The organism is Streptosporangium oxazolinicum, assembly GCF_039537505.1.
GTDB lineage: Bacteria > Actinomycetota > Actinomycetes > Streptosporangiales > Streptosporangiaceae > Streptosporangium > Streptosporangium oxazolinicum.
The window spans coordinates 1-18,664 of record NZ_BAABAQ010000019.1 but is presented as its reverse complement, the minus strand read 5'-3'; the positions used below and the strand labels follow the sequence as shown (position 1 = coordinate 18,664).

The following is an 18,664-nucleotide window of genomic DNA, read 5'->3' as shown; positions in this document are numbered from 1 at the left end:
CTCCGGCCGACGTTCCGGTGGCGTCCCGGCGCCGCCGGGGCGTTGTCCTGGCCGCCATGGGGGTCACGGTGCCGCTGACGTTCGCGCTGGCGGTCCTGCTCGGCTCGACCCTGATCCCGCTGAACCAGGCACTGCTCGCGCTGGTGCGTGACAGCGGCGCGGACCCCGGGGTTCAGGAGATCATCTGGACGGTGCGACTGCCGCGCGCCATCACCGCGGCCCTGGCCGGAGCCGCCCTGTCGGTCTCCGGCGTGCAGCTGCAGACCCTGTTTCGCAACCCGCTGGCCGAGCCGTACATCCTGGGGGTGAGCTCGGGCGCGAGCCTGGGCGTCGCCCTGGTGATCATCGGGTGGGGTGGCGCGGCCGGCGCGTTCACCGCGGGCGTCGCGGGCCTGGGCCGCGCGGGCGTGGTGGTGGCCGCCTCGGCCGGCGCCGCCACGGTGCTCGGGCTGGTGCTGGTGCTGTCGCGGCGGGTCCGGTCGGTGGTGACGCTGCTGATCATCGGCGTGATGGTGGGGTCGGCCGCCGTCTCGTTGATCACCTTGCTGCTGGTCTACACCGACCCGCAACGAGCCCAGCAGTTCATCATGTGGGGGCTGGGCAGCTTCGCCGGCACCACCTGGGGAGACCTCGGGGTGTTCGCGCCGGTCTGCGTGGCCGCACTGGCGGGTGCGCTGGCCGGGGTCAAACCGCTCAACGCGCTGCTGCTGGGCGAGAACTACGCCCGCACGATGGGTGTACGGGTCCGGGCGGTGCGTACGCTGACCCTGCTGACCTCCTCGGTGCTGGCCGGGGCGGTGACCGCCTACTGCGGGCCGATCGCCTTCCTCGGCCTGGCGGTGCCGCACGTGGCCCGGCTGCTGCTGGGCACCGCCGACCATCGGGTGCTCATGCCCGCGGCCGTCCTGCTGGGCGCCGCCGTGGCGCTGGCGTGTTGTGTGGCCACCCAGGCGCCGGGCAGCGGGGTCGTGCTGCCGTTGAACGCCGTGACCACCATCCTGGGCGCGCCCGTGGTGATCGCCGTACTGCTGCGCAGCCGCGCGGCCCGGACCGGACTGGCGGTGTGAACATGAGCCTGGAACTGCGCGGACTGCACGCCGGATACCCCGCACGGCGGGGGCATCGGGAGCGTCGCGTGCTCGACGGCCTGGACGCCGAGGCGCCGGCGGGCGAGCTGACCGTGCTGATCGGCCCGAACGGCACCGGAAAGTCCACGCTGCTGCGCACCATGGCCGGGCTCCAGCCCGCGCTGGGCGGCCAGGTGCTCGTCGGCGGCGTCGGCGTCGGCACCCTGCCCGCCGCCCACCTCGCCAGGAGCCTGGCCGTCGTGCTCACCGAACGCGACCTGCCGCCGCTGCTGAGCGCCCGCGAGCTGGCCGGGCTGGGCCGCCACCCGCACACCGGATTCACCGGGCGGCTCTCTCCCGGCGACCACGAGATCGTCACGTGGGCGCTGGCCGCGGTGAACGCGGGCCACCTGGCCGACCGGGCGGTGACCGAGCTGTCCGACGGCGAGCGCCAGCGGGTGCTCGTCGCCCGCGCCCTGGCCCAGGAACCGGCGGCGATCCTGCTGGACGAGCCGACCGCCTTCCTCGACGTCACCTCCCGGGTGGCGCTCATGGGCCTGCTACGCAGCCTGGCCCGCGAAAAGAATCTGGTCATCGTGGTCTCCACCCACGATCTGGAGCTCGCGCTGCGGGTCGCCGACCGGATGTGGCTCATCGACCCGGCGGGCCGCCTGCACACCGGCACCCCGGAGGAGCTGACCTTGCGCGAGGTGATCGGCGCCTCCTTCGACGGCGGCGAACTGGCCTTCGACGCGGCCTCCGGCATGTTCGTGCTCCGGAACGGGACCGGCGGCACCGTCCGCGTCCTCGCCGAGGGGCTGCATGTTCCGCTGCTGGAGCGGGCGCTGGCCAGGGAGGGCTGGCGTACGGCCGGCGACGGGCCCGCCGAGCTGGCGGTGGAATGGACGGGCGACGGCTACGAGGCGGCCTACGACGGCACCGTCCACCGGTTCGCCACCCTGCCCGACCTCGCCACCTGGATACGTACGGCGCGCTCCCGGCTCACCGCCGCCCCGCCCGGACTGCTTCCCGCCGCACCGTCGACGGTGTCGTCGGCGGTCGCCGACATCTCCACGATCAGCGGCTACTTCGAACTCGGAATCGGCCCGATCGACACCGAAGCGGGCTGGCGGCCGCTCGCCGACCTGCTGGCCGACCCCGAGCCGCTGCGGCAGCGGATCACCGACGTCGCCGGGCGCCTGGGGACCTGCGAGCTCCGGGTGGCGGCCTCCATCCTGTTCCAGGGGCTGGCGGCCCGGCTGTGGTCACCCGTCATCGGCGCGGCGGTGGCCCACGACCTGCTCCTGGACCTGAATCCCGCCCGCGTCCACTGGCGGGCGGCGCCCAGCGGGCCGCTGCCGCTGCGAGCCGAGCGCCCGACCGGCTCGCAGATCCTCGACCCCGCCCGGATCGCCGGACCGCTGCACGACAACGTACTGACCGAACTGCTGGAACCGCTGGCACAGGCCGTACAGGAGATCGTGAAGATCGCCCCCGGGCTGCTGTGGGGCAACGCCGCCTCCGCCCTGGCCGGAACCGTCCGGACCATCGCCCGGCAGCGCCCCGAACTCACCGCGCGGGCCATCGCGCTCGGCCGCGAGCTGCTCACGATCGGAGCACTTCAGGGCAGCGGTGACCTGGTCGAACCCGCTCCCGGACAGCCGTTCTTCGTCCGGCGCAGCTGCTGCCTGTACTACCGCCTGCCCGAGGGCGGCAAGTGCGGCGACTGCGCCCTGATCGACCCCGACACGCGCCGCGAGCAGTGGGCGCTGACCCTGCGACAGACCGGAGGACCCGCATGAGCCACACCGTCGTCGAGGAACACGGCACCGGCACCCTGCACGTGTGGAAGCTGCCCACCGACGAGCGCACCCTGCTGTCGCTGGTCACCGGCATCTTCGAGAAACACTGGGAGCACATCTGGTTCGGTGTCATCGTCCAGGGCGCGGCCTGGGAGGTCGCCGCCCCCAACGCCCCCGAACGCATCAGCCTGTACGACGGCTACGTCACCGTCGACTTCGGTCGCTGGCACTTCCACCTGTGCATCGGCGAGCACACCGCCAGCGGTCCCGAACTCGGTGCCGTCCGCCGCTGCGCCCGCGCCGAGCTCTACCGCTCGATCAGCGCCGACGGCAGCCCCGTCTCCTGGGGCGTGCGGATGTTCAACGGCCGTGGTGACCAGCTGATGACCGTGTTGTTGCCCAACCCGTTTCTCACCGACCGTCAGCAGATCCTCTCCCCGCCCGACTACAGCCGCCTCGCCGCGTGGGACGACCTGCGCGCCACCTACCTCGGGCTGGAACCCGACCCGCTGGATCGCGCCGGAAAGGGATTCACCCACGCATGAGCAGGCTCACCGTCTGCCGGGACTGCTGCTGTGGCAGCGTCCGGAAGGTTCCCGCCCTCGACCACGACGAGCAGCTCCGCCGCCTGTCGGAGATCGCCGACGTTCACGTCAGCGACTGCCTGGACGTGTGCGAGCAGGCGAACGTCGTCGTGGTCCGCCCCTCGCCCGCCGGACGCGCCGCGGGCGGCCGGCCGGTGTGGCTCGGGCTGGTCAACCACCCCGACGCCGCCGAGGACATCGCCGCCTGGATCCGGGCCGGCGGCCCCGGCCTCGCCCCGATACCCGACATCCTCACCCTGCACGTCTTCACTCCACCCGGCCTGGCCAGAGCGGGAAAAGCCCCTCGCGTCCCAGGGCTTTCCGTGGTGAGCCCCGTGAAAGGCGTCTCGGCGGACAGGAAACCGTGATGCCGGATCAGCGCTTCGGCCCGAGCCCTCGCTCGTGAACCGGTCGCCGGCTCATCGTCGAGGATCCGGTTGCCCGGGGGAGTGGTGACCGGTGGTGAGCCCGGCATATGCGGCACGGCTCCGACGGACGATCTCGACGTACTCGCGGGTCCGCCGGAGCGGCCTGCCGTACGGCCGTACCGGCGCTCGACGATCTATGGGACCGACAGGCCGAGACCGATCTGTGGAGGTAAGGGAGAGGTGTTGGAATCCGCCGAAAAGCGCTGAATCGCACCTGGCTGAACAGGGAGTGCCAATCGAGCGGATCGCCGCGCGGTGCGGGTTCGCCGCTTCGGGCGCGTTGTCGTCGGCCTTCCTGCGCCATACGGGGGTCCGCCCCTCGACGTACCGCAAGAACTGATCGATCGACCGCAATCGCCCGCATGTCCAGCGAAGTCGGCAGTGCCTACGTTTGGGCGCATGCCGTACTCCTATGGCGTGACCGCACGCTCGCGGGCCACTCCCGACGCCGTCTTCGCGGCGCTCACCCACGCGGCCACCTGGCCCCGGTGGACGCCGATCGACTCCGCCGACGTCGAGAGCGGCGATCCCGAAGACCGGCAGGAGGTCGGCGACACCAGGATCTTCCGCACCGGCCGCAGCGTCTCCCGGGAGCGGATCGTCGAACTGATCGACAACCGGCGGTTCGTCTACGACACCGTGAACGGGGCCTTCCGTTCGTACCGCGGGACCATCGAACTCACCCCGGTGCCCGGCGGGGGCACGCACATCGCGTGGTCCGCCACCTTCGACCCCAGGATGCCGCTCTCGGGAGGCTTCTGGCGGTGGTACCTGACCCGCTTCATGCAACGCATGGCCGACGGTCTCGCCGCCTACGCCAACGCCAACGCCACCGACGGGTGATCGGCACCTCCTCATGCGGCGGCGAGGCCCGGGGCACGACGCGTCCCTCGCCGCGGCCGGCGGCCGTTCCGCGACCATCCGGGACAGTGAATTCGATCATGCGGGCGGCGGCGACCCAGGAGCGGACATCGCCTTCCGCTCGTTCTCCGGTCGGAAGATCGCCTTCCGCTCTTTCTCTGGTAGGAGGTGCCGTGGCACCGTGGTCGGAGTCGCCGGCGGCGGTGCTGACCTATATTTCTGACATGCGCTTGCTGCTGCGCGACCGCGACAAGTTCTTGATCGGAGCGGCTGTCCTCAGCACCGGCTTGGGGGTGCTGAACCTGTACTACTCGCTGGAGTGGGGCTGGATTCTGGCGGTTCTGATGCTTCCGGCGCTGATCGTGCGGGTGGTCTGGCGGTCGATGCCGGGGTGGCTTCTCCTGTCGTGGGTTATGTTCCCGACGCTCGTCGGCGACGCGGCGGTCGTCACCCGCAGTGCCTATCTTGTGGTCACCACCGCTCTGGCCGTGGTCGCGGCCAGTCGTCCGCGACGGCTCGACACGGTCATGATGGTTGTCTGTCTGTTGTCGCCGTTTCTGATCTGGCTACTTGAGACCAATGACTGGCACCGGGGGCTGGGTGCGTGGCTCTGGTTCGGCGGCCTGCTGATCGGATGGGGTTTCGGTCATGTCGTCGGCCGGCAGTTCGCGCTGATCGAGGAGCTGAAACGTACTCCCATCAGGCTGACCGAGGCCGAGTTGGCCGAGGATCGGCAGCGCATCGCCCGGGACCTGCATGATCTGGTGGGGCACAGTTTCAGCGTCGTGCTGCTGCACCTGTCCGGGGTGCGGATGCTGCTCGCCTCCTCGCCCACGGCGATCGAGGAAGCCGCGGACGCCCTGCGGCAGGCCGAGGATCTGGGTCGTAAGGGCATGGACGAGCTGCGCCAGGCGTTGATGCTCATGCACGGGGGCTCCCACTCGCTCACGCCGGTCGGCCCCGGGCAGCTCGAACATCTTCTGAGCACGTACCGCGATGCCGGGATGCACATTCGCATCGACGTCGCCGGCGACATCGAACGCGTGTCGGCGGCGCCACTGATCGTGCTGCACGACGTGCTCCGCGAGGCCCTCACCAACGTCGCCAAACATGCCCGATCCGCCGAGGCGACCATCCGCATCGGCATTGGCCACGACGGGGTGGAGGTGCGGATCGAGAACGCGCTGGGGCCGCGTCGCCGACGCGCCGGCGGGGGCATGGGACTGGCCGGCCTCGATCACCGGGTGGCGGCCATCGGCGGGACCTTCCGGGCCCGGGCGGACCACGAACGCTGGGTGGTCGAGGCGCGTCTGCCCCGCCGTCTCGCCGGAGCGTCCGCATGATCCGCGTGATGCTGGTCGACGACCAGCCGATGGTACGAGCGGGGCTTGGACTGATCCTGCGAAGCCAGCCGGACATCGAGGTCGTGGGCGAATGCGGCGACGGCAGCGAGGTCGTGCCCTGCCTCTCCCATCGTGCCCCCGACGTCATCTGCATGGACGTGCGAATGCCCGGCGTCGACGGTGTCGAGGCGACCCGGCGGGTACGGGCCACCGGCGGACCGCCGGTCTGCATCCTCACCACCTTCGACGACCAGGACGTCCTCTGGTCCGCGGTTGACGCCGGCGCCGCGGGTTTCGAACTGAAGTCGGCCACACCCGAGAACCTCATCGAAGCGGTGCGCACCGTCGCCTCCGGCGGAACCTGGATCGACGGCACCCTGCTGGGCCCGATCCTCGCCTCCTACCGGCAATTCGCACGGCCTGCGGCCCGGTTCGACAACCGGATCAACGCGCTGTCCGACCGCGAACTCGACGTCCTTCGCCTCATGGCCCGCGGGGCGTCCAACCGGGAAATCGCCGACCACCTGAACCTCGCCGAAACCACGATCAAGTCGCATATAGGCACGATCTTCACCAAACTCGGTGCCCGCGACCGAGCCGCGGCCATCGTCTTCGCCTACGACACAGGACTCGTCCACCCCCGTAGATGAGCGGACACCCGCTACCGGGGGACGACGCGGACGAGATCTTCCGACCAGGGTGGGATCGGCTCCGGCACCTGAGGGCGGCGACTTCCACGTCCGCGGTCCGCAGAATCGATCGACGGGTGTACGGACCGCCTTCGATCGAGAGGTAACGGCTTTGACCGATCCAGATGAGGCCGATGCCATCGTCGTCGGCAGCGGGTTCGGCGGCGCGGTGGCCGCGGCCCGCCTCGCGCAGGCCGGGTTCTCGGTCATCGTCGTCGAACGTGGCCGGCGGTGGCGGCCAGGTGACTTCCCCCGCCGGCCGCGTCTGGAGGACGGCTGGTTGTGGGAGGTCGGGCAGGGGCTCTACGACATCCGCTGGCTCGGGCGCATGGGCAGTGTCCACGGTGCGGGCTGGGGAGGCGGCTCGCTGGTGTACGCGAACGTGTTCGCCCGGCCGTACGAGGGGGCGCTGGACGAGAGCTGGCCGGCCCATCTGCGACGCGAGGCGCTGGACCCGTACTACGACTTGGCGGCGTACATGATGGGTGTCGCGCCGGTAGGCGATGATCCGCGCACCGGTCAGCCCCCGGCCCGCACGAAACTCGTCGAACGGCTCATCCAGGAAATGACCATGTCCGAAGCCACCGTGCGCCCCAATCTGGCGGTGACGTTCGGCGATCCTGACACATGGCGGCCAAACGCGCACGGCGTGTCACGGCGTGGTTGCGCCTTCGTCGGGGAATGCGTCATCGGCTGCAACCACGGCGCGAAGAACACGCTGGACACCACCTACCTCGCCATAGCGGAGCGCTGCGGCGCCCGTGCCGTGACCGACGCGGAGGTGCGGCGCATCGAAACGCGCGACGGCGGCTACGCGGTAATCGCCTCGACCCCGTCCGATCCCGACGCCGCCCAACGTGAGTGGTTCGCCCGCCGGGTCGTGCTGGCCGCCGGGGCGGTCGCGACCACCGAGCTTCTGCTGCGGTCCCGGGACGTGCACCGCACCCTGCCCGATCTCTCCCATCAGCTCGGGCACGGATTCTCCGGCAACGGGGACTTCCTCACCCTGGCCGAACTCCGGGACAACCACGACGACATGACGACCGGGCCCACCATCACGACCAACACCGTGCTGGACGTGCCCGAGGGGCGACGGTCGGTCTGGTTCCAGGTGCAGGACGGCGCCTTTCCGCCGCCGTTGCACACCCTGTTCGACACCATCCTGCCGGCTCGCGCGGCACGTGCGTGGTGGCGGCGGAAGGTCAGGCGCACGACCCCGCGACACACCTTCACCGTTCTCGCGATGGGCAGGGACTCCGGCAACGGGACACTGCGGCTGGATCGGTCGGGCAAAGCCAGCCTGTCATGGCGCAATCGCTGGCAAGGTCACCTCTACCGGTCTCAGACGCGGGTGGGTCCGCTGCTCGCGCGGCTCCTCCACGCACGCCTCTACCTCCCTGTCACCTGGTCTCTGCTGCGCCGCACCGTCACGGTGCACGCCCTCGGCGGTGTCCGTCCCGGCCGTGACATCACCACCGGCGTCGTCGACGAGGCCGGTGAGGTGCACGGCTACCCGGGCCTGTTCGTCGTGGACGGTTCGGTGCTCCCCGCGGCGACCGGGGTCAACCCCTCCGCCACGATCCTGGCGGCGGCGGAACGTTCGATCGAAACAGTGATCCGCCGTTCGGGGCGTCCCGGATGGCGTGCCCCTGAGTGGCATTCGGTCTCGCACACCAAAGTCCCCGAGGACGCGGCGTTCGCGTTCATGGCCGAGCGCCATGCCTCGACCAAAGGCGATGGCATCGTCTTCACGGAACGCATGAGCACCCACGGGAACGAGCATCCGAGGGTGGTGATGACCTTGAGAGCGGAGATTCCCGGCCTGGACCGGTTCCTCGCCGATCCGGCACATCCGGTGTCGATGCGGGGCGTCATCGAGGTCGAGGGCCTCACCTCGCAGGCGGACGTCACCGGAACGCTCTCGCTGTTCCCCCAAGGCCGTCAGGTGGCGATGTCGTACACATTGCGCTTCCACGACGTGGATGGTCTTCCGTGGCAGGTGCGGGGAGTGAAAACCGTGCGTTCCCGCGCGCCGATGGCGCTGCTCGCCGGATTGACCAATCTCCACACGGAGATCGTCCCAGCCCATCCGGCATCCGGCGAAGGCCGGCGCTGCGTCCTGTCCATCGGTCCCCGCGACCTGGTACGGCTGGGATCCTCCCTCACCGGAACCGGGTTCACCCGGGCACGCCGCCTGCGTGTGGTGCTCCGTTTCGCCGCCTTCTTCGCGGCCTCCGCGATACGGCGGTAGCGGCAGGCCGTTCTGTTCCTACCAGGGTGCCGTCCGGGTCGGCACCGGCGTCCGAAGACATCGAATCCGGTCGCTCATAGCGTGTTGATCGGCCGAGCGGTGAGCATCGGCGGTTCGTTCAGCGTTCGCATCGCCTGATGATTCCGAAAGGTCGCCCGTGCCTCCCGAGCCACAGACCGCCCGCCGAGTGAGTCCACACGAGGACGGTGGCACGACGGCAGCGCCAGGGCACCGGGGACCCGGCCGCGCCGCGCGCGGAACCGTTCTCGCCGCGGCGACACTGACGATCATGGCACCCGCCATCATCGCCCCCAGCCTCCCGGCGATGGAGCGGGTCTTCGCCGACCAGCCCGGGGTTTCCCTGCTGGTCCGGCTGGCGATGACGATCACCTCGCTGACCGTCGCGTTCAGCGCCCCGCTGTCCGGACTGGCCGCCGACCGCGTCGGCCGCCGGCCGCTGCTCCTGTCCAGTCTCGTGCTCTACGCGGTCAGCGGCACCGCCGGATATTTCCTGACCGATCTGTGGTCGCTGCTCTCGAGCAGGGCGCTGCTCGGCATCGCCGTCGGCGGTGTGATGACCGCCGTCAACGCCATCATCACCGACTGGTTCGACGGCCCCGGACGTGCGTCGTTCCTGGGACTGCAGCAGGTGTTCGCGAGTCTCAGCGGGGTGCTGTTCCTGCCCCTGGCCGGCGTACTCGCCACGATCGGCTGGCGGGTGCCGTTCTGGCTCTACAGCTTGGCCGCGGCGGTCGCGCTGGTCGCCGTTTTCGCCGTAAGGGAGGGGTCGCCGGCCGCTTCCGCGCCGGTCGAAGGCGGTGGCCGTACGGCGACCGGCAGCGTGCTCGGGATCTATGCCCTGGCCCTGGTCGCCACGATGGTCTTCTACATGGCGCCGACGCAGGTGCCGTTCCTGCTGGCGCGTCAGGGCATCGGTCCCGTACTCATCGGTGTCATCGTCGCCAGCGGCACCCTGGCCAGCGCGCTGGGCGGTTTCGCCTTCCCGGCCTTGCGCCGGCGCCTGCGGTCCGCGGCCATCACCGTGGTCTGCGTCGCGCTGCTCGGCGCGGGCTGGTTGCTCGCCGGCGGCACCGGCACGATCACCGGTATCGCGGCGGGTCTGCTCGTCGGAGGCCTCGGTGTCGGGTTGGCCATTCCCAACCTCACCCTGCGCCTGTCCGAGCTCGCCCCACCAGCATGGCGCGGCCGGATCTTCAGTGGACTCGTCGCCGCGATCTTCCTCGGTCAGTTCCTCTCACCGCTGGTCGTTCAGCCCGTCGTCCAGGCGTTCGGCGTCGATGACTCGTTCACCTGGGCCGGAATCGCCATGCTCGCTTGCGCGGTCGCCGCCGGCGGCGCGCGGAAACGTAACCCCAACAAGGAAAGAGCAGTTCCATGATCTATCACGGCATTCGTTTCTCCCTCCGGCCCGGCGTCACGGCGGAGGAGGTGACGGCCGGCCTCCAGGCCATGCGCGACGCGTGCGACGCGATCCCGTCGATCACGTCGTTCGTTGTCGGCCGCGACTTCGGCGGGGAGTACGAGTACGGGGCCGTCTCCGTCATCGCGGACCTTACCGGCTACGAGGCGATGATGAACCACCCGGCACACCTGGAGATCGACCGCGCCGGACTGCCGCTGATCGACAAGTTCGTCTCGTTCGACGTCTCCGACGACTCCGACCCGGAACTGGGTACGAAGATCGCCGACATCCACCGGCGCAGGTACACCGACAATCCCGACGTAGCCGACCTGGTCGCCGGCCTGGGCGAGTACAGCGGCAGTGCCGCGCCCGGCGCTCACGCGGACTGACGAACCACGGCGATCGCCATCGGCGGGCGTGCTCGCGAAACCGACGGCACGCCCGCCGAGCGCCGGTCACGGCGAACAGACCCGCAGCACTTCCGACCTGAGTCAACACGCGAATGCCGAAGAGGTACCTGATGGCTGGATCTGTCACCACACATGTCACTGAGATCGTGCTACCGGGCCCGGTCGAGTCCGACGGCCTGGAAGTCCGGACCCGTGATCTCCCGCCTCCCGGTGAGGGACAGGTGGTCCTGCGGATGGAGGCGACCGGGGTGTCGTTCGCCGAACAGCAGATGCGCCTGGGAAAGTACTACGACCAACCGAGCTTCCCGTTCGTCCCCGGCTATGACGTGGTGGGAACGGTGGCGGCCACCGGCGCCGGGGTGGACCCGGCACTCCAGGACCGCAGGTTCGCCGCGGTGACCAAGATCGGCGGGTGGGCCAGCCACCTGCACGTCGCGGCCGCCGACCTCGTTCCGGTACCGGACGGAGTCGACGCGGCCGCCGCTGAGACCGCGGTCCTGAACGGCATCACCGCGTGGCAGATGCTGCACCGATCGGCATCCGTCCGCAGAGGCGGGACGATCGTGGTGCTGGGCGCGAACGGTGGCGTGGGCAACACGCTGGTGCAGTTGGCCCGCCACGCCGGGATCAGGGTGATCGGCACCGCAGCCCAGCGCCACCACGACATGGTGCGCCAGATGGGGGCGACCCCGGTCGACTACCGCGACCCGGATATGTACCGCCAGATCCGCGCGCTCGCCCCCGACGGCGTGGACGCGGTCTTCGACCACGTCGGCGGCACCGGTCTACGACAGTCCTGGCAACTGCTCCGTAAGGGGGGAACCCTGGTCAACTACGGCACGGCGTCGGCGAAGGGCGAGGCGGGCAACGCGGCCCTGCCGTTCCTGAAACTAATCGCCCGCCTGTCCGCGTGGAACCACCTGCCCAACGGCAGAAGCGCGACGTTCTACAACTTCTGGTCCGGCAAGCGCCGCCCCGCCACTTTCCGGGCCCGGCTGAGCGAGGACCTCAGCCAGGTGCTGCGCCTGGTCGCCGACGGCGCGCTGACACCGCAGATCGCCGCACAGATCCCCCTCGGTCGCGCCGCCGACGCACTCAAGCTCGCCGAGTCGCGCACCGTGCTCGGCAAGGTCGTCATCGTCGCGGACTCCTGACCCTCCGACATGTTTACCTCAAAGGACACAGTCACCGTGAATTCTCCCTCGACACCGGCCCCGACCGTCGCGGTCCCCGCAGGTGAGGTCGACAGCCGTGCCGCCTACCTCAGCTTCACGCTGGCCTACGTGATCGGTCACGGCACCGCCGCGCTCTCCAAGGGCGCCGATCCGTTGCTCAGCCTGCCCGCGTGGCTGCCCATCGCCCTGTTCGTCGCCGGTCTGATACCTGCCCTGGTGCTGGGCGTGCGCGCAGGCATCCGCTCTCAGCAGGGCGCGAGCGAATCTCGCAAACAGGCCGAAAAGCTACTCGGGATCGCCTGGTGCACCGCGTTCACCGCCCTGTTCCTGGCCATCACCGCCCTGACCAGAACAGTCGACCAGCCCGGCCTGCAGGACATGCTCTGGGCCGCCGGTTCAGTGCTCATCGTCGGCCTCATGAACATCGCCGAGGGCATCGCACGCCACATCAACCTGCATTACATCCTCGGCTCCTGGCTCGCGCTTGTCGGGGCCGCCTCCCTTTTCACCACCGACATCTTGGGCGTCTACACCGTCCTCGCCGTCGCCGCCGGCGGCGGCTACGCCGTCGCCACCGTCCTCGAACGCCGCCGCCTCGCCGCACTCAGCACGGCAGCCGCCCGTTGGACCGGCAAGGACCCCGTCCTCGAACGGCAGCCGGACCAGTCGCACCCGCGGTGACGTACCCGCTGGACGCGATATCGCCTCAGCCGCACCACGGCGTGCCTCCAACGCGGGGGTGGATCGGTCGAAGCCTTCACGGTTCCAGCCTCAGCTCCCGTCTGCCGGCGACGCCTGAACCGATGACCGCGTTCTGCTGGAGGCTCTCAGGCCGTGTCCCGACTGGGAGCACTGGGACCAGGCTTCCGGCAGGCGGGGAATCTAGCCTGGTCGACATGACGATTTCACGGCTGGGCGACTACCTGCGGGGTCGGCGCGCGCAGGTGATGCCGCCTGATGTCGGTCTGCCCGAGGACGGGAGGCGACGCGTCCCCGGCCTGCGTCGCGAAGAGGTCGCGCTGTTGGCGCGCATCAGCGTCGACTACTACCTGCGGCTGGAGCAGGGGCGTGAGCGGCGACCGTCGCCGCAGGTCCTGGACGCCCTGAGCGACGCGTTGCTGCTGGACGACGACGGTCGGCTGCACCTGTACCGCGTCGCGGGGATGAGTCCGCTGCCGCGCCGCGAAGGCGGTGTCGAGCGTACCGCCCCTCGGTTGCTGGCGTTGGCCGAGCTGTGGGACCGCACGCCGGCGATGATCCTGGGGCGGGCCTACGACGTCCTGGCCGCGAACACGTTGGGGCGTGCGGTCTTCCATCACCTCGAACCCGGCACGAACCTGCTGCTGGCGATGTTCCTCGACCTGTCGGTCCGTTCGTTCTACAGCGACTGGGAGACGGCCGCGGCCAACGTGGTCGCGGGATTCCGTTTCCTGGAAGGCGCACGGCCGCACGATCCACGGATTCAGGAGGTGCTGCGGACGGCCATGGAGGAGAGTCGCGAGTTCGCGGACCTGTGGCGGCGACGCGACGCACGGGGCAAGTCCGACGCGGCGAAGATCCTGCTGCATCCGGACGTCGGCGAGCTCACCCTTCGCATGGAGACCTTCGACGTGCGCTCCGCCCCGGGGCAGCAGTTGATCGTCTACCACGCCCAGGAGGGCACCCGGACAGCGGACGCGCTGCGCCTGCTCGGCTCGCTGACGGTGCCCCAGCCCCAGCACGGCGACGACTCACGCGAGGGGGTCTCATGAGGGCCCGTTCCTGGACCATGCTCGGTGGCGCGGGCGTCGTCGCGGTGCTTTTCTTCTTATTCTCGGTGCGGCCGGGCAGCGGGGGACCCGCGTCTCCTGACGACGCCGCTCAGCGAGGGCAGGGGGTTTCCCCGTCGTCCGCGACGGAGACACCGCCCAGGCGGACACCGGGGACGCCGCCGGCCGAGGGCGGAGAGATGTCGCCGCACCCATACGTCGGGATGTGGGTGACGGCCGACGGGCACATCCGTCAGATGCTCCTTGCGAACGGCCGCTACGACGAGGCCCGCGGAGAGCGGGAGAGCGCCTACACGGGTGCATACCGGATTGTCGGCACCCGCATCGAGTACGTCGACGACACCGGATTCAGCGCGGACGGGACGTTTGACGGAGATGTGCTGCACCACGGGGGCTACGTCTTCTACCGCGAGGGCAGCGACGCACACCAACAGATCAGAGAGGGACGATGATGGCAGACAGCACTTCGCACCAGGGCCGGCGCGTATTCATGACAGCAGCGGTCGCCGGAGGAGTGACGATGTTGTCCGGGGCTGGCACCGCCTCGGCGGCATCTCGCGAGGCCGTCGGCGGGCCACGCTTGGACCGGCCGACCCAAGAAGGCCGCAACAAGGCGGCGGTGATCCGGGCCTTCGAGCAGCAGAACGCAGGCGGCGACCTCTACGAGATCCTCCACGACGACGTGGAGTGGAAGATCGTCAACGGGCGCACTTACACGTCCAAGGCCGAGTTCCTGACGGAGGGGTCAGCGCCGGTCCTGGACCGGCTGGCGTCGGTGCTCGTGATGACGATCCGAGACCTCTGGACCGAGGGCGACACGGTGGTCATACGCTTCGATGGCCACGCGACGGCGGTCGACGGCGTCGCGTACCACAACGAGTACTGCTGGGTCTGGTGGCTACGGAGAGGCCGCGTTGTGCGCTGCCACGCCTTCCTGGACATGATCGCCGTACGGGAGCTCGTCGAACGCATCGAGCTGAACTGATCTGCTCCTCTTCGTGCAGCCTGCGGTGTCCCACCCGAACATGATCAAAGTTGGATTCACCACGACGTCCTCGCGGAACTCCCCGCTGTCGTCGGGACAGTCGTAGATGAACACCTGCGAGCCGACGCCGATCTGGTTGGCCGCCAGTGTAGTCACCCATGGGTGTCTCCTCTGCGGCTTCTAATGCATGTTTCTCGCAACAACAATATTCATGCAACTGGTCGCGGGGGCGTGCGGCATGCCACCGCGGGCCCTCAGCCGGTCCGGCACCGCAGGCAACGGCCGCGCGACACCTGGCCCGAGGGGGTGATCTCGAATCCGGTTCGCGCCGTCAGGCCCGCCGCCGTCTGCGCCAGGTCCTCGACGGCCACATCGGCCAGGACTCCGCGGCGCTCGCACAGGACATGGTGGTACGAGGCCGCGGCGATGCCGAAATGCGCCTGCCCGGCGTGCTCCACGCTGTGCGGGACTGGACGCCCGACAACGCCTGGAACCTGGCTGAACGCGCCGGCTACTGGGCCCGCCAGGGCCACACCCGCCACGAGGAGCTCTATCGGATCCCGCTGTCGGCGCCCTGCTGGGCGATGACCTGCAGCAGGTGCGGCCGGGCGATCGGCTGTGGGCGGCCGAGTACCTGAGCGACCGCTACGCCGCAGGCGATCACCGGGCCGCCTGGCAGCGGCACCTGCAGCCGATGCCCGCCCGAGAAGCCCTTGCGGCGGCGGCCGCCGACCCCTGCGCCACCCCGGCGGCCCGGATGGCCGCGCTGACTCTCACCCCGGTCGTGCGCGCCGACCTGGAGAAGGAACTCGCCGCCCTGGATGGCCGGGAGCTCGACCTGATCACCGCTGTCCGAGCCGACGGCGTGGCCCGGTCGAGGGTCGGCGCCGCCCTATGCCTGACCAAACAGGGCGCCTGCCAGCGCGCCGATCGCCTCGCCGGACGTATCGCGTCAACGACCTGTTGACGCCCGGTGGGTGCCGCAGCGGTTCCGTGGTAAGCCTCGGGCAGGCGCCGGAGCCCGAGCGGAACCGCCTGCACGATCCCCTCACACCCTTGTAGACGGCCGGAGGCGGGAGAACGTGAGATCGCACCGCGCGGCGGTGGTGATCCGTCCTCCGCGTTCGCTACGTGGCCGAAGCCGAGCGGGACGAGGAGGTCGGCTCGCCGGGCGATCTCCTTGCTCGAATCCACACATCGAAGGCCCTGCTCAGCGTGCTGCCGACGGTGACCGGCGTAAACTGGCCTCACGCAGGACGTCGCGATGCACCATGCGAGGGGGTGCCTGTATGAGAACGTCACCTGCGGCCATCGGCAGTCTTCGGACGGTGGGGGTCTTTACGCTTCGTTCCGGGCTGGCGCTCAACCTGGTGGTGATCGGACGGCTCAAGTTCGAGGACTACGAGGTTGAGAACATTCGCCCTTTGATCGCTTCGAGCCCGCCGTTCTCACGACTTGCCGCCGTGTTCGGTGAGCGAAGGCTGGCCAGGCTGATCGGCGCGGCGGAGATCGTGATCGGATCGCTGATCGCGGCGAAACCGCTGGCCCCCAGAGCCTCGGCGTTCGGCAGTCTGGTGGCGGTGGGGATGTTCACCAGCACGCTCAGTTTCCTGATCACCACGCCGGAGGCCTGGCAGCAGAGACATCGGGAGCCGAAACTGTCTCTCGTGGGCCAGTTTCTGATAAAGGACACCGTGCTGCTGGGAGCCTCTCTGCTCACGGCCGCCGAATCCCTGCGAGACGCCCGGCGCTCATGACCTCCGCGTTCCGGGAGGCCGGCGATGGCGAGTGGTCTCCCGCCTGACCGGTCGTCGCGATCCGTACGCGTTCTCGCCGTGATCCGTCCATCGCGTGGGGCGAGCTCGCCTACGATGGCGTGAGGTCAATGCCGAAAAGGTCGTGCAAGCCTTGGCTGCCGGTGTCGGTGATGTGGATGGCGCGGGTGGTGTCGGTGCGTCGTATCCAGCCGGCTTGGGCGAATCGGTCGAGCAGGCCGCGGCCGAGTGCTCCGGCAAGGTGGTGGCGCTGCTCACTCCAGTCGATGCAGTAACGGACGGGCCGTCGGCGCGCCGGCAGGTGCAGCCCGAGATCGGCCAGGAGTTCCGCGCCGGATTCGGTGAGGGTGTAGTCGACGTCGTGGCCGTAGCCGGTGGGCTGGTCCCGCCGGGCGTGTGCGAGGTCGAAGACGCCGTCGCCGCCGGTCAGATGGCCGCGTTCGATCATCGCGGACATGAGCTCGACGCCCAGCCGCCCGGCGAGGTGGTCGTAACAGGTGCGGGCCTCGCGCAGTGCCCGGGCGCGAGTGTGCTGGCGTAGCGAGCGGACCGGCAAGGCGGGCGCGAGCTGTTGCAGGGCCTCGATGAGGTGTGCGACGGCGGGCCCGGCGAGCCGGTAGTAGCGGTGGCGGCCGCGGGCCTCGACGGCGAGCAGCCCTCCTTCGGTCAGCTTGCCCAGGTGGCTGCTGGCGGTGGCGGGGCTGACCCCGGCTTCGGCGGCCAGGCGACTGGCGGGCAGGGCCCGGCCGTCGTCGAGGGCGAGCAGGATCCGGCACCGCCGTGGGTCGGCGACCAGCGCGCCGATCACGGCGATGTCGGTGTCTCCGCCCACCCGACGGGCGGATTCCGGCTGTCTCATACGACCAGGCTAAATCCGCTGAGATTTGATCGGTGTCGAAGCGTTCCGCGGTTAGCCTCGGGGTATGACGGCCCGCGAGAACCGAGCTCTTCCCGGGGGAGCCGGAGGCCTGGAGCGACGGTCTCCGGCCGTGCCTGCGGGCGAGTCCACACAGGCCGAAAACGCGGCGTCGATGGCCGTGACCACCATGCCGTGATCTTTCGAAGCGCGATTCACATCACCGTAGCGACCTAAAACGCTCTACCAACGAAAAGGGGGTCTTTGCCATGGATGAGCACACGTTGAGTGACCATACGCCGACACCCAAACTGGTCACCGAGCAGCCTGAGAAGATCCCGGGCTACACCTACGGCACCGGTGAGGCCGCCGTCTCGCCGTTGACGCTGGAGGACCTGGAGCACCTCAAGGCCGTGGTGGGGCTGACCCGGCAGGACGAGCAGGTTTTGACCGAGGCCGCCCGCGTACTGGCCGACCAGGCCGACGACATGGTGAGCGCCTACCGTAAGCGGCTGGGGGAACTGCCGTTCATGCACGCCTACTCCGGCCATCCCGACGGCACGCCCAACCCCGAGTACGGCGCCGCGTCCAAGCCACGCTTCGACCGCTTCATCATCGACGCCTGCACCCGCCCGCTGGATCAAGACTGGCTGAACTACCAGCACGAGATCGGGCTGCGCCACACCCGGATCAAGAAGAACAGCACCGATCACGCCGACTCACTCGATCACATCCCGATGCGTTACCTGCTGGCCTTCACCGCGGTCGTCATCGCCACCGCCCGCGACTATCTCGCGGCCGACGGTGCCCCAGCCGAGCAGGTCGACCGCATGCACGCCGCCTTCACCAAGTCCGTGATGCTGCATGTCACCGTCTGGACCCGGCCCTACGTGGCCGCCGCCGACTGGTGACGGACAGCACGGGCTCACATGCGGTCTTCGTCGGCGAAGGCGCGCGAGGCCCGGGACGCGGACCGCGTAACGGCCGGTCGGCCAATTCCGGCAACCGGCCAACCGAGAACGGGCGGCTGACCGCCTGAAGATCATTCAACAGGGGAGCGAAACCATGAACCACAATCTGGTGACCTCCGCGACTCAGCAGGGGCCAAACGGCACCGGATGGATCGGCGGGGAGCCGTCGGTGCTCGTGTTCGACGTCAACGAGACGCTGATCGACTTCGAGTCGATGAACCCGCTCTTCGAGCGGATCTTCGGCGACAGGCGGGTGATGCGCGAGTGGCTCGGCC

Annotated in this window: 24 protein-coding genes; 21 read left to right on the top strand and 3 right to left on the bottom strand. The window is 69.7% G+C overall.

The features are described from left to right. The first annotated feature begins 56 nt into the window (after positions 1 to 56). From ABD817_RS36195 to ABD817_RS36120, 16 genes are all read left to right on the top strand, one after another. Positions 57 to 1,067: a FecCD family ABC transporter permease gene (locus ABD817_RS36195; RefSeq protein WP_344922936.1), complete on the top strand. Its 1,011-nt coding sequence runs from the start codon at positions 57 to 59 to the stop codon at positions 1,065 to 1,067. Between the two features lie 2 nt (positions 1,068 to 1,069). Beyond that, positions 1,070 to 2,869 (top strand): ATP-binding cassette domain-containing protein, encoded by a 1,800-nt coding sequence (locus ABD817_RS36190; RefSeq protein ID WP_344922935.1) that lies wholly within the window; start codon positions 1,070 to 1,072, stop codon positions 2,867 to 2,869. Continuing rightward, on the top strand, positions 2,866 to 3,414 hold the full coding sequence (locus ABD817_RS36185) for a DUF7676 family protein (RefSeq protein WP_344922934.1): 549 nt from the start codon (positions 2,866 to 2,868) through the stop codon (positions 3,412 to 3,414). Before ABD817_RS36190 ends, ABD817_RS36185 begins: the two co-directional genes overlap by 4 nt. After that, positions 3,411 to 3,821, top strand: a complete 411-nt coding sequence (locus ABD817_RS36180) for a (2Fe-2S) ferredoxin domain-containing protein (RefSeq protein WP_344922933.1) — start codon at positions 3,411 to 3,413, stop codon at positions 3,819 to 3,821. Before ABD817_RS36185 ends, ABD817_RS36180 begins: the two co-directional genes overlap by 4 nt. Before the next feature lie 196 nt (positions 3,822 to 4,017). Then, positions 4,018 to 4,221 carry a helix-turn-helix domain-containing protein gene (locus tag ABD817_RS36175; RefSeq protein WP_344923050.1) on the top strand — a complete coding sequence of 68 codons (204 nt, stop codon included), beginning with the start codon at positions 4,018 to 4,020 and terminating at the stop codon, positions 4,219 to 4,221. Between the two features lie 59 nt (positions 4,222 to 4,280). After that, a complete protein-coding gene (locus ABD817_RS36170; RefSeq protein ID WP_344922932.1) occupies positions 4,281 to 4,724 on the top strand; it encodes an SRPBCC family protein in 444 nt (147 codons plus the stop codon). Between the two features lie 242 nt (positions 4,725 to 4,966). After that, entirely contained in the window at positions 4,967 to 6,085 is a 1,119-nt protein-coding gene (locus tag ABD817_RS36165; RefSeq protein ID WP_344922931.1) for a sensor histidine kinase, read from the top strand. After that, on the top strand, positions 6,082 to 6,735 hold the full coding sequence (locus ABD817_RS36160) for a response regulator transcription factor (protein WP_344922930.1): 654 nt from the start codon (positions 6,082 to 6,084) through the stop codon (positions 6,733 to 6,735). Before ABD817_RS36165 ends, ABD817_RS36160 begins: the two co-directional genes overlap by 4 nt. 151 nt (positions 6,736 to 6,886) lie before the next feature. Next, positions 6,887 to 9,025, top strand: a complete 2,139-nt coding sequence (locus ABD817_RS36155; protein WP_344922929.1) for a GMC oxidoreductase — start codon at positions 6,887 to 6,889, stop codon at positions 9,023 to 9,025. Positions 9,026 to 9,314: 289 nt separating this feature from the next. Next, on the top strand, positions 9,315 to 10,424 hold the full coding sequence (locus ABD817_RS36150; RefSeq protein WP_425583446.1) for an MFS transporter: 1,110 nt from the start codon (positions 9,315 to 9,317) through the stop codon (positions 10,422 to 10,424). Beyond that, positions 10,421 to 10,837 carry a Dabb family protein gene (locus tag ABD817_RS36145; protein ID WP_344922927.1) on the top strand — a complete coding sequence of 139 codons (417 nt, stop codon included), beginning with the start codon at positions 10,421 to 10,423 and terminating at the stop codon, positions 10,835 to 10,837. Before ABD817_RS36150 ends, ABD817_RS36145 begins: the two co-directional genes overlap by 4 nt. Positions 10,838 to 10,968: 131 nt before the next feature. Continuing rightward, positions 10,969 to 12,012: a medium chain dehydrogenase/reductase family protein gene (locus ABD817_RS36140; RefSeq protein WP_344922926.1), complete on the top strand. Its 1,044-nt coding sequence runs from the start codon at positions 10,969 to 10,971 to the stop codon at positions 12,010 to 12,012. A gap of 36 nt (positions 12,013 to 12,048) precedes the next feature. After that, on the top strand, positions 12,049 to 12,714 hold the full coding sequence (locus ABD817_RS36135; protein WP_344922925.1) for an ABC transporter permease: 666 nt from the start codon (positions 12,049 to 12,051) through the stop codon (positions 12,712 to 12,714). Between the two features lie 215 nt (positions 12,715 to 12,929). Beyond that, on the top strand, positions 12,930 to 13,784 hold the full coding sequence (locus ABD817_RS36130; protein WP_344922924.1) for an MmyB family transcriptional regulator: 855 nt from the start codon (positions 12,930 to 12,932) through the stop codon (positions 13,782 to 13,784). A gap of 197 nt (positions 13,785 to 13,981) precedes the next feature. Next, complete coding sequence (locus tag ABD817_RS36125) at positions 13,982 to 14,254, top strand: Atu4866 domain-containing protein (RefSeq protein WP_344922923.1); 273 nt, start codon at positions 13,982 to 13,984, stop codon at positions 14,252 to 14,254. Between the two features lie 68 nt (positions 14,255 to 14,322). Beyond that, positions 14,323 to 14,787: a nuclear transport factor 2 family protein gene (locus ABD817_RS36120; RefSeq protein WP_344922922.1), complete on the top strand. Its 465-nt coding sequence runs from the start codon at positions 14,323 to 14,325 to the stop codon at positions 14,785 to 14,787. Here ABD817_RS36120 and ABD817_RS36115 read toward each other — a convergent pair. Together ABD817_RS36115 and ABD817_RS36110 are read right to left on the bottom strand one after the other, a co-directional pair. Further along, entirely contained in the window at positions 14,701 to 14,943 is a 243-nt protein-coding gene (locus tag ABD817_RS36115) for a peptide deformylase (RefSeq protein ID WP_344922921.1), read from the bottom strand. The genes ABD817_RS36120 and ABD817_RS36115 overlap by 87 nt on opposite strands. Before the next feature lie 98 nt (positions 14,944 to 15,041). Next, positions 15,042 to 15,245 carry a hypothetical protein gene (locus tag ABD817_RS36110; protein ID WP_344922920.1) on the bottom strand — a complete coding sequence of 68 codons (204 nt, stop codon included), beginning with the start codon at positions 15,243 to 15,245 and terminating at the stop codon, positions 15,042 to 15,044. 3 nt (positions 15,246 to 15,248) lie between these two features. On the opposite strand from ABD817_RS36110, the gene ABD817_RS36105 reads away from it, so the two are divergent. The 3 genes from ABD817_RS36105 to ABD817_RS36095 all read left to right on the top strand — a co-directional run bounded on the left by ABD817_RS36105 (position 15,249) and on the right by ABD817_RS36095 (position 16,544). Then, complete coding sequence (locus ABD817_RS36105; RefSeq protein WP_344922919.1) at positions 15,249 to 15,425, top strand: hypothetical protein; 177 nt, start codon at positions 15,249 to 15,251, stop codon at positions 15,423 to 15,425. Then, positions 15,386 to 15,754, top strand: a complete 369-nt coding sequence (locus ABD817_RS36100) for a hypothetical protein (protein WP_344922918.1) — start codon at positions 15,386 to 15,388, stop codon at positions 15,752 to 15,754. The genes ABD817_RS36105 and ABD817_RS36100 overlap by 40 nt, the downstream gene beginning before the upstream one ends. 322 nt (positions 15,755 to 16,076) lie before the next feature. Further along, on the top strand, positions 16,077 to 16,544 hold the full coding sequence (locus tag ABD817_RS36095; RefSeq protein ID WP_344922917.1) for a YkgB family protein: 468 nt from the start codon (positions 16,077 to 16,079) through the stop codon (positions 16,542 to 16,544). 109 nt (positions 16,545 to 16,653) lie between these two features. Here ABD817_RS36095 and ABD817_RS36090 read toward each other — a convergent pair whose 3' ends face one another. Then, positions 16,654 to 17,421 carry an ArsR/SmtB family transcription factor gene (locus ABD817_RS36090; protein ID WP_344922916.1) on the bottom strand — a complete coding sequence of 256 codons (768 nt, stop codon included), beginning with the start codon at positions 17,419 to 17,421 and terminating at the stop codon, positions 16,654 to 16,656. A 266-nt stretch (positions 17,422 to 17,687) separates the two neighbouring features. On the opposite strand from ABD817_RS36090, the gene ABD817_RS36085 reads away from it, so the two are divergent. After that, complete coding sequence (locus tag ABD817_RS36085) at positions 17,688 to 18,329, top strand: protoglobin domain-containing protein (RefSeq protein ID WP_344922915.1); 642 nt, start codon at positions 17,688 to 17,690, stop codon at positions 18,327 to 18,329. 154 nt (positions 18,330 to 18,483) lie between these two features. Continuing rightward, positions 18,484 to 18,664: hypothetical protein (locus ABD817_RS36080; protein WP_425583445.1), on the top strand; the 181-nt coding region annotated here is incomplete at its 3' end.

Bases quoted from the DNA above. Each gene is read 5' to 3' on its own strand.
- ABD817_RS36130 (WP_344922924.1), top strand. From the start codon at position 12,930: ATGACGATTTCACGGCTGGGCGACTACCTGCGGGGTCGGCGCGCGCAG.
- ABD817_RS36085 (WP_344922915.1), top strand. From the start codon at position 17,688: ATGGATGAGCACACGTTGAGTGACCATACGCCGACACCCAAACTGGTC.
- ABD817_RS36090 (WP_344922916.1), bottom strand. From the start codon at position 17,421: ATGAGACAGCCGGAATCCGCCCGTCGGGTGGGCGGAGACACCGACATC.
- ABD817_RS36150 (WP_425583446.1), top strand. From the start codon at position 9,315: ATGGCACCCGCCATCATCGCCCCCAGCCTCCCGGCGATGGAGCGGGTC.
- ABD817_RS36175 (WP_344923050.1), top strand. From the start codon at position 4,018: ATGGGACCGACAGGCCGAGACCGATCTGTGGAGGTAAGGGAGAGGTGT.
- ABD817_RS36140 (WP_344922926.1), top strand. From the start codon at position 10,969: ATGGCTGGATCTGTCACCACACATGTCACTGAGATCGTGCTACCGGGC.
- ABD817_RS36145 (WP_344922927.1), top strand. From the start codon at position 10,421: ATGATCTATCACGGCATTCGTTTCTCCCTCCGGCCCGGCGTCACGGCG.
- ABD817_RS36125 (WP_344922923.1), top strand. From the start codon at position 13,982: ATGTCGCCGCACCCATACGTCGGGATGTGGGTGACGGCCGACGGGCAC.
- ABD817_RS36170 (WP_344922932.1), top strand. From the start codon at position 4,281: ATGCCGTACTCCTATGGCGTGACCGCACGCTCGCGGGCCACTCCCGAC.
- ABD817_RS36195 (WP_344922936.1), top strand. From the start codon at position 57: ATGGGGGTCACGGTGCCGCTGACGTTCGCGCTGGCGGTCCTGCTCGGC.
- ABD817_RS36095 (WP_344922917.1), top strand. From the start codon at position 16,077: ATGAGAACGTCACCTGCGGCCATCGGCAGTCTTCGGACGGTGGGGGTC.
- ABD817_RS36120 (WP_344922922.1), top strand. From the start codon at position 14,323: ATGTTGTCCGGGGCTGGCACCGCCTCGGCGGCATCTCGCGAGGCCGTC.
- ABD817_RS36185 (WP_344922934.1), top strand. From the start codon at position 2,866: ATGAGCCACACCGTCGTCGAGGAACACGGCACCGGCACCCTGCACGTG.
- ABD817_RS36165 (WP_344922931.1), top strand. From the start codon at position 4,967: ATGCGCTTGCTGCTGCGCGACCGCGACAAGTTCTTGATCGGAGCGGCT.
- ABD817_RS36190 (WP_344922935.1), top strand. From the start codon at position 1,070: ATGAGCCTGGAACTGCGCGGACTGCACGCCGGATACCCCGCACGGCGG.
- ABD817_RS36160 (WP_344922930.1), top strand. From the start codon at position 6,082: ATGATCCGCGTGATGCTGGTCGACGACCAGCCGATGGTACGAGCGGGG.
- ABD817_RS36180 (WP_344922933.1), top strand. From the start codon at position 3,411: ATGAGCAGGCTCACCGTCTGCCGGGACTGCTGCTGTGGCAGCGTCCGG.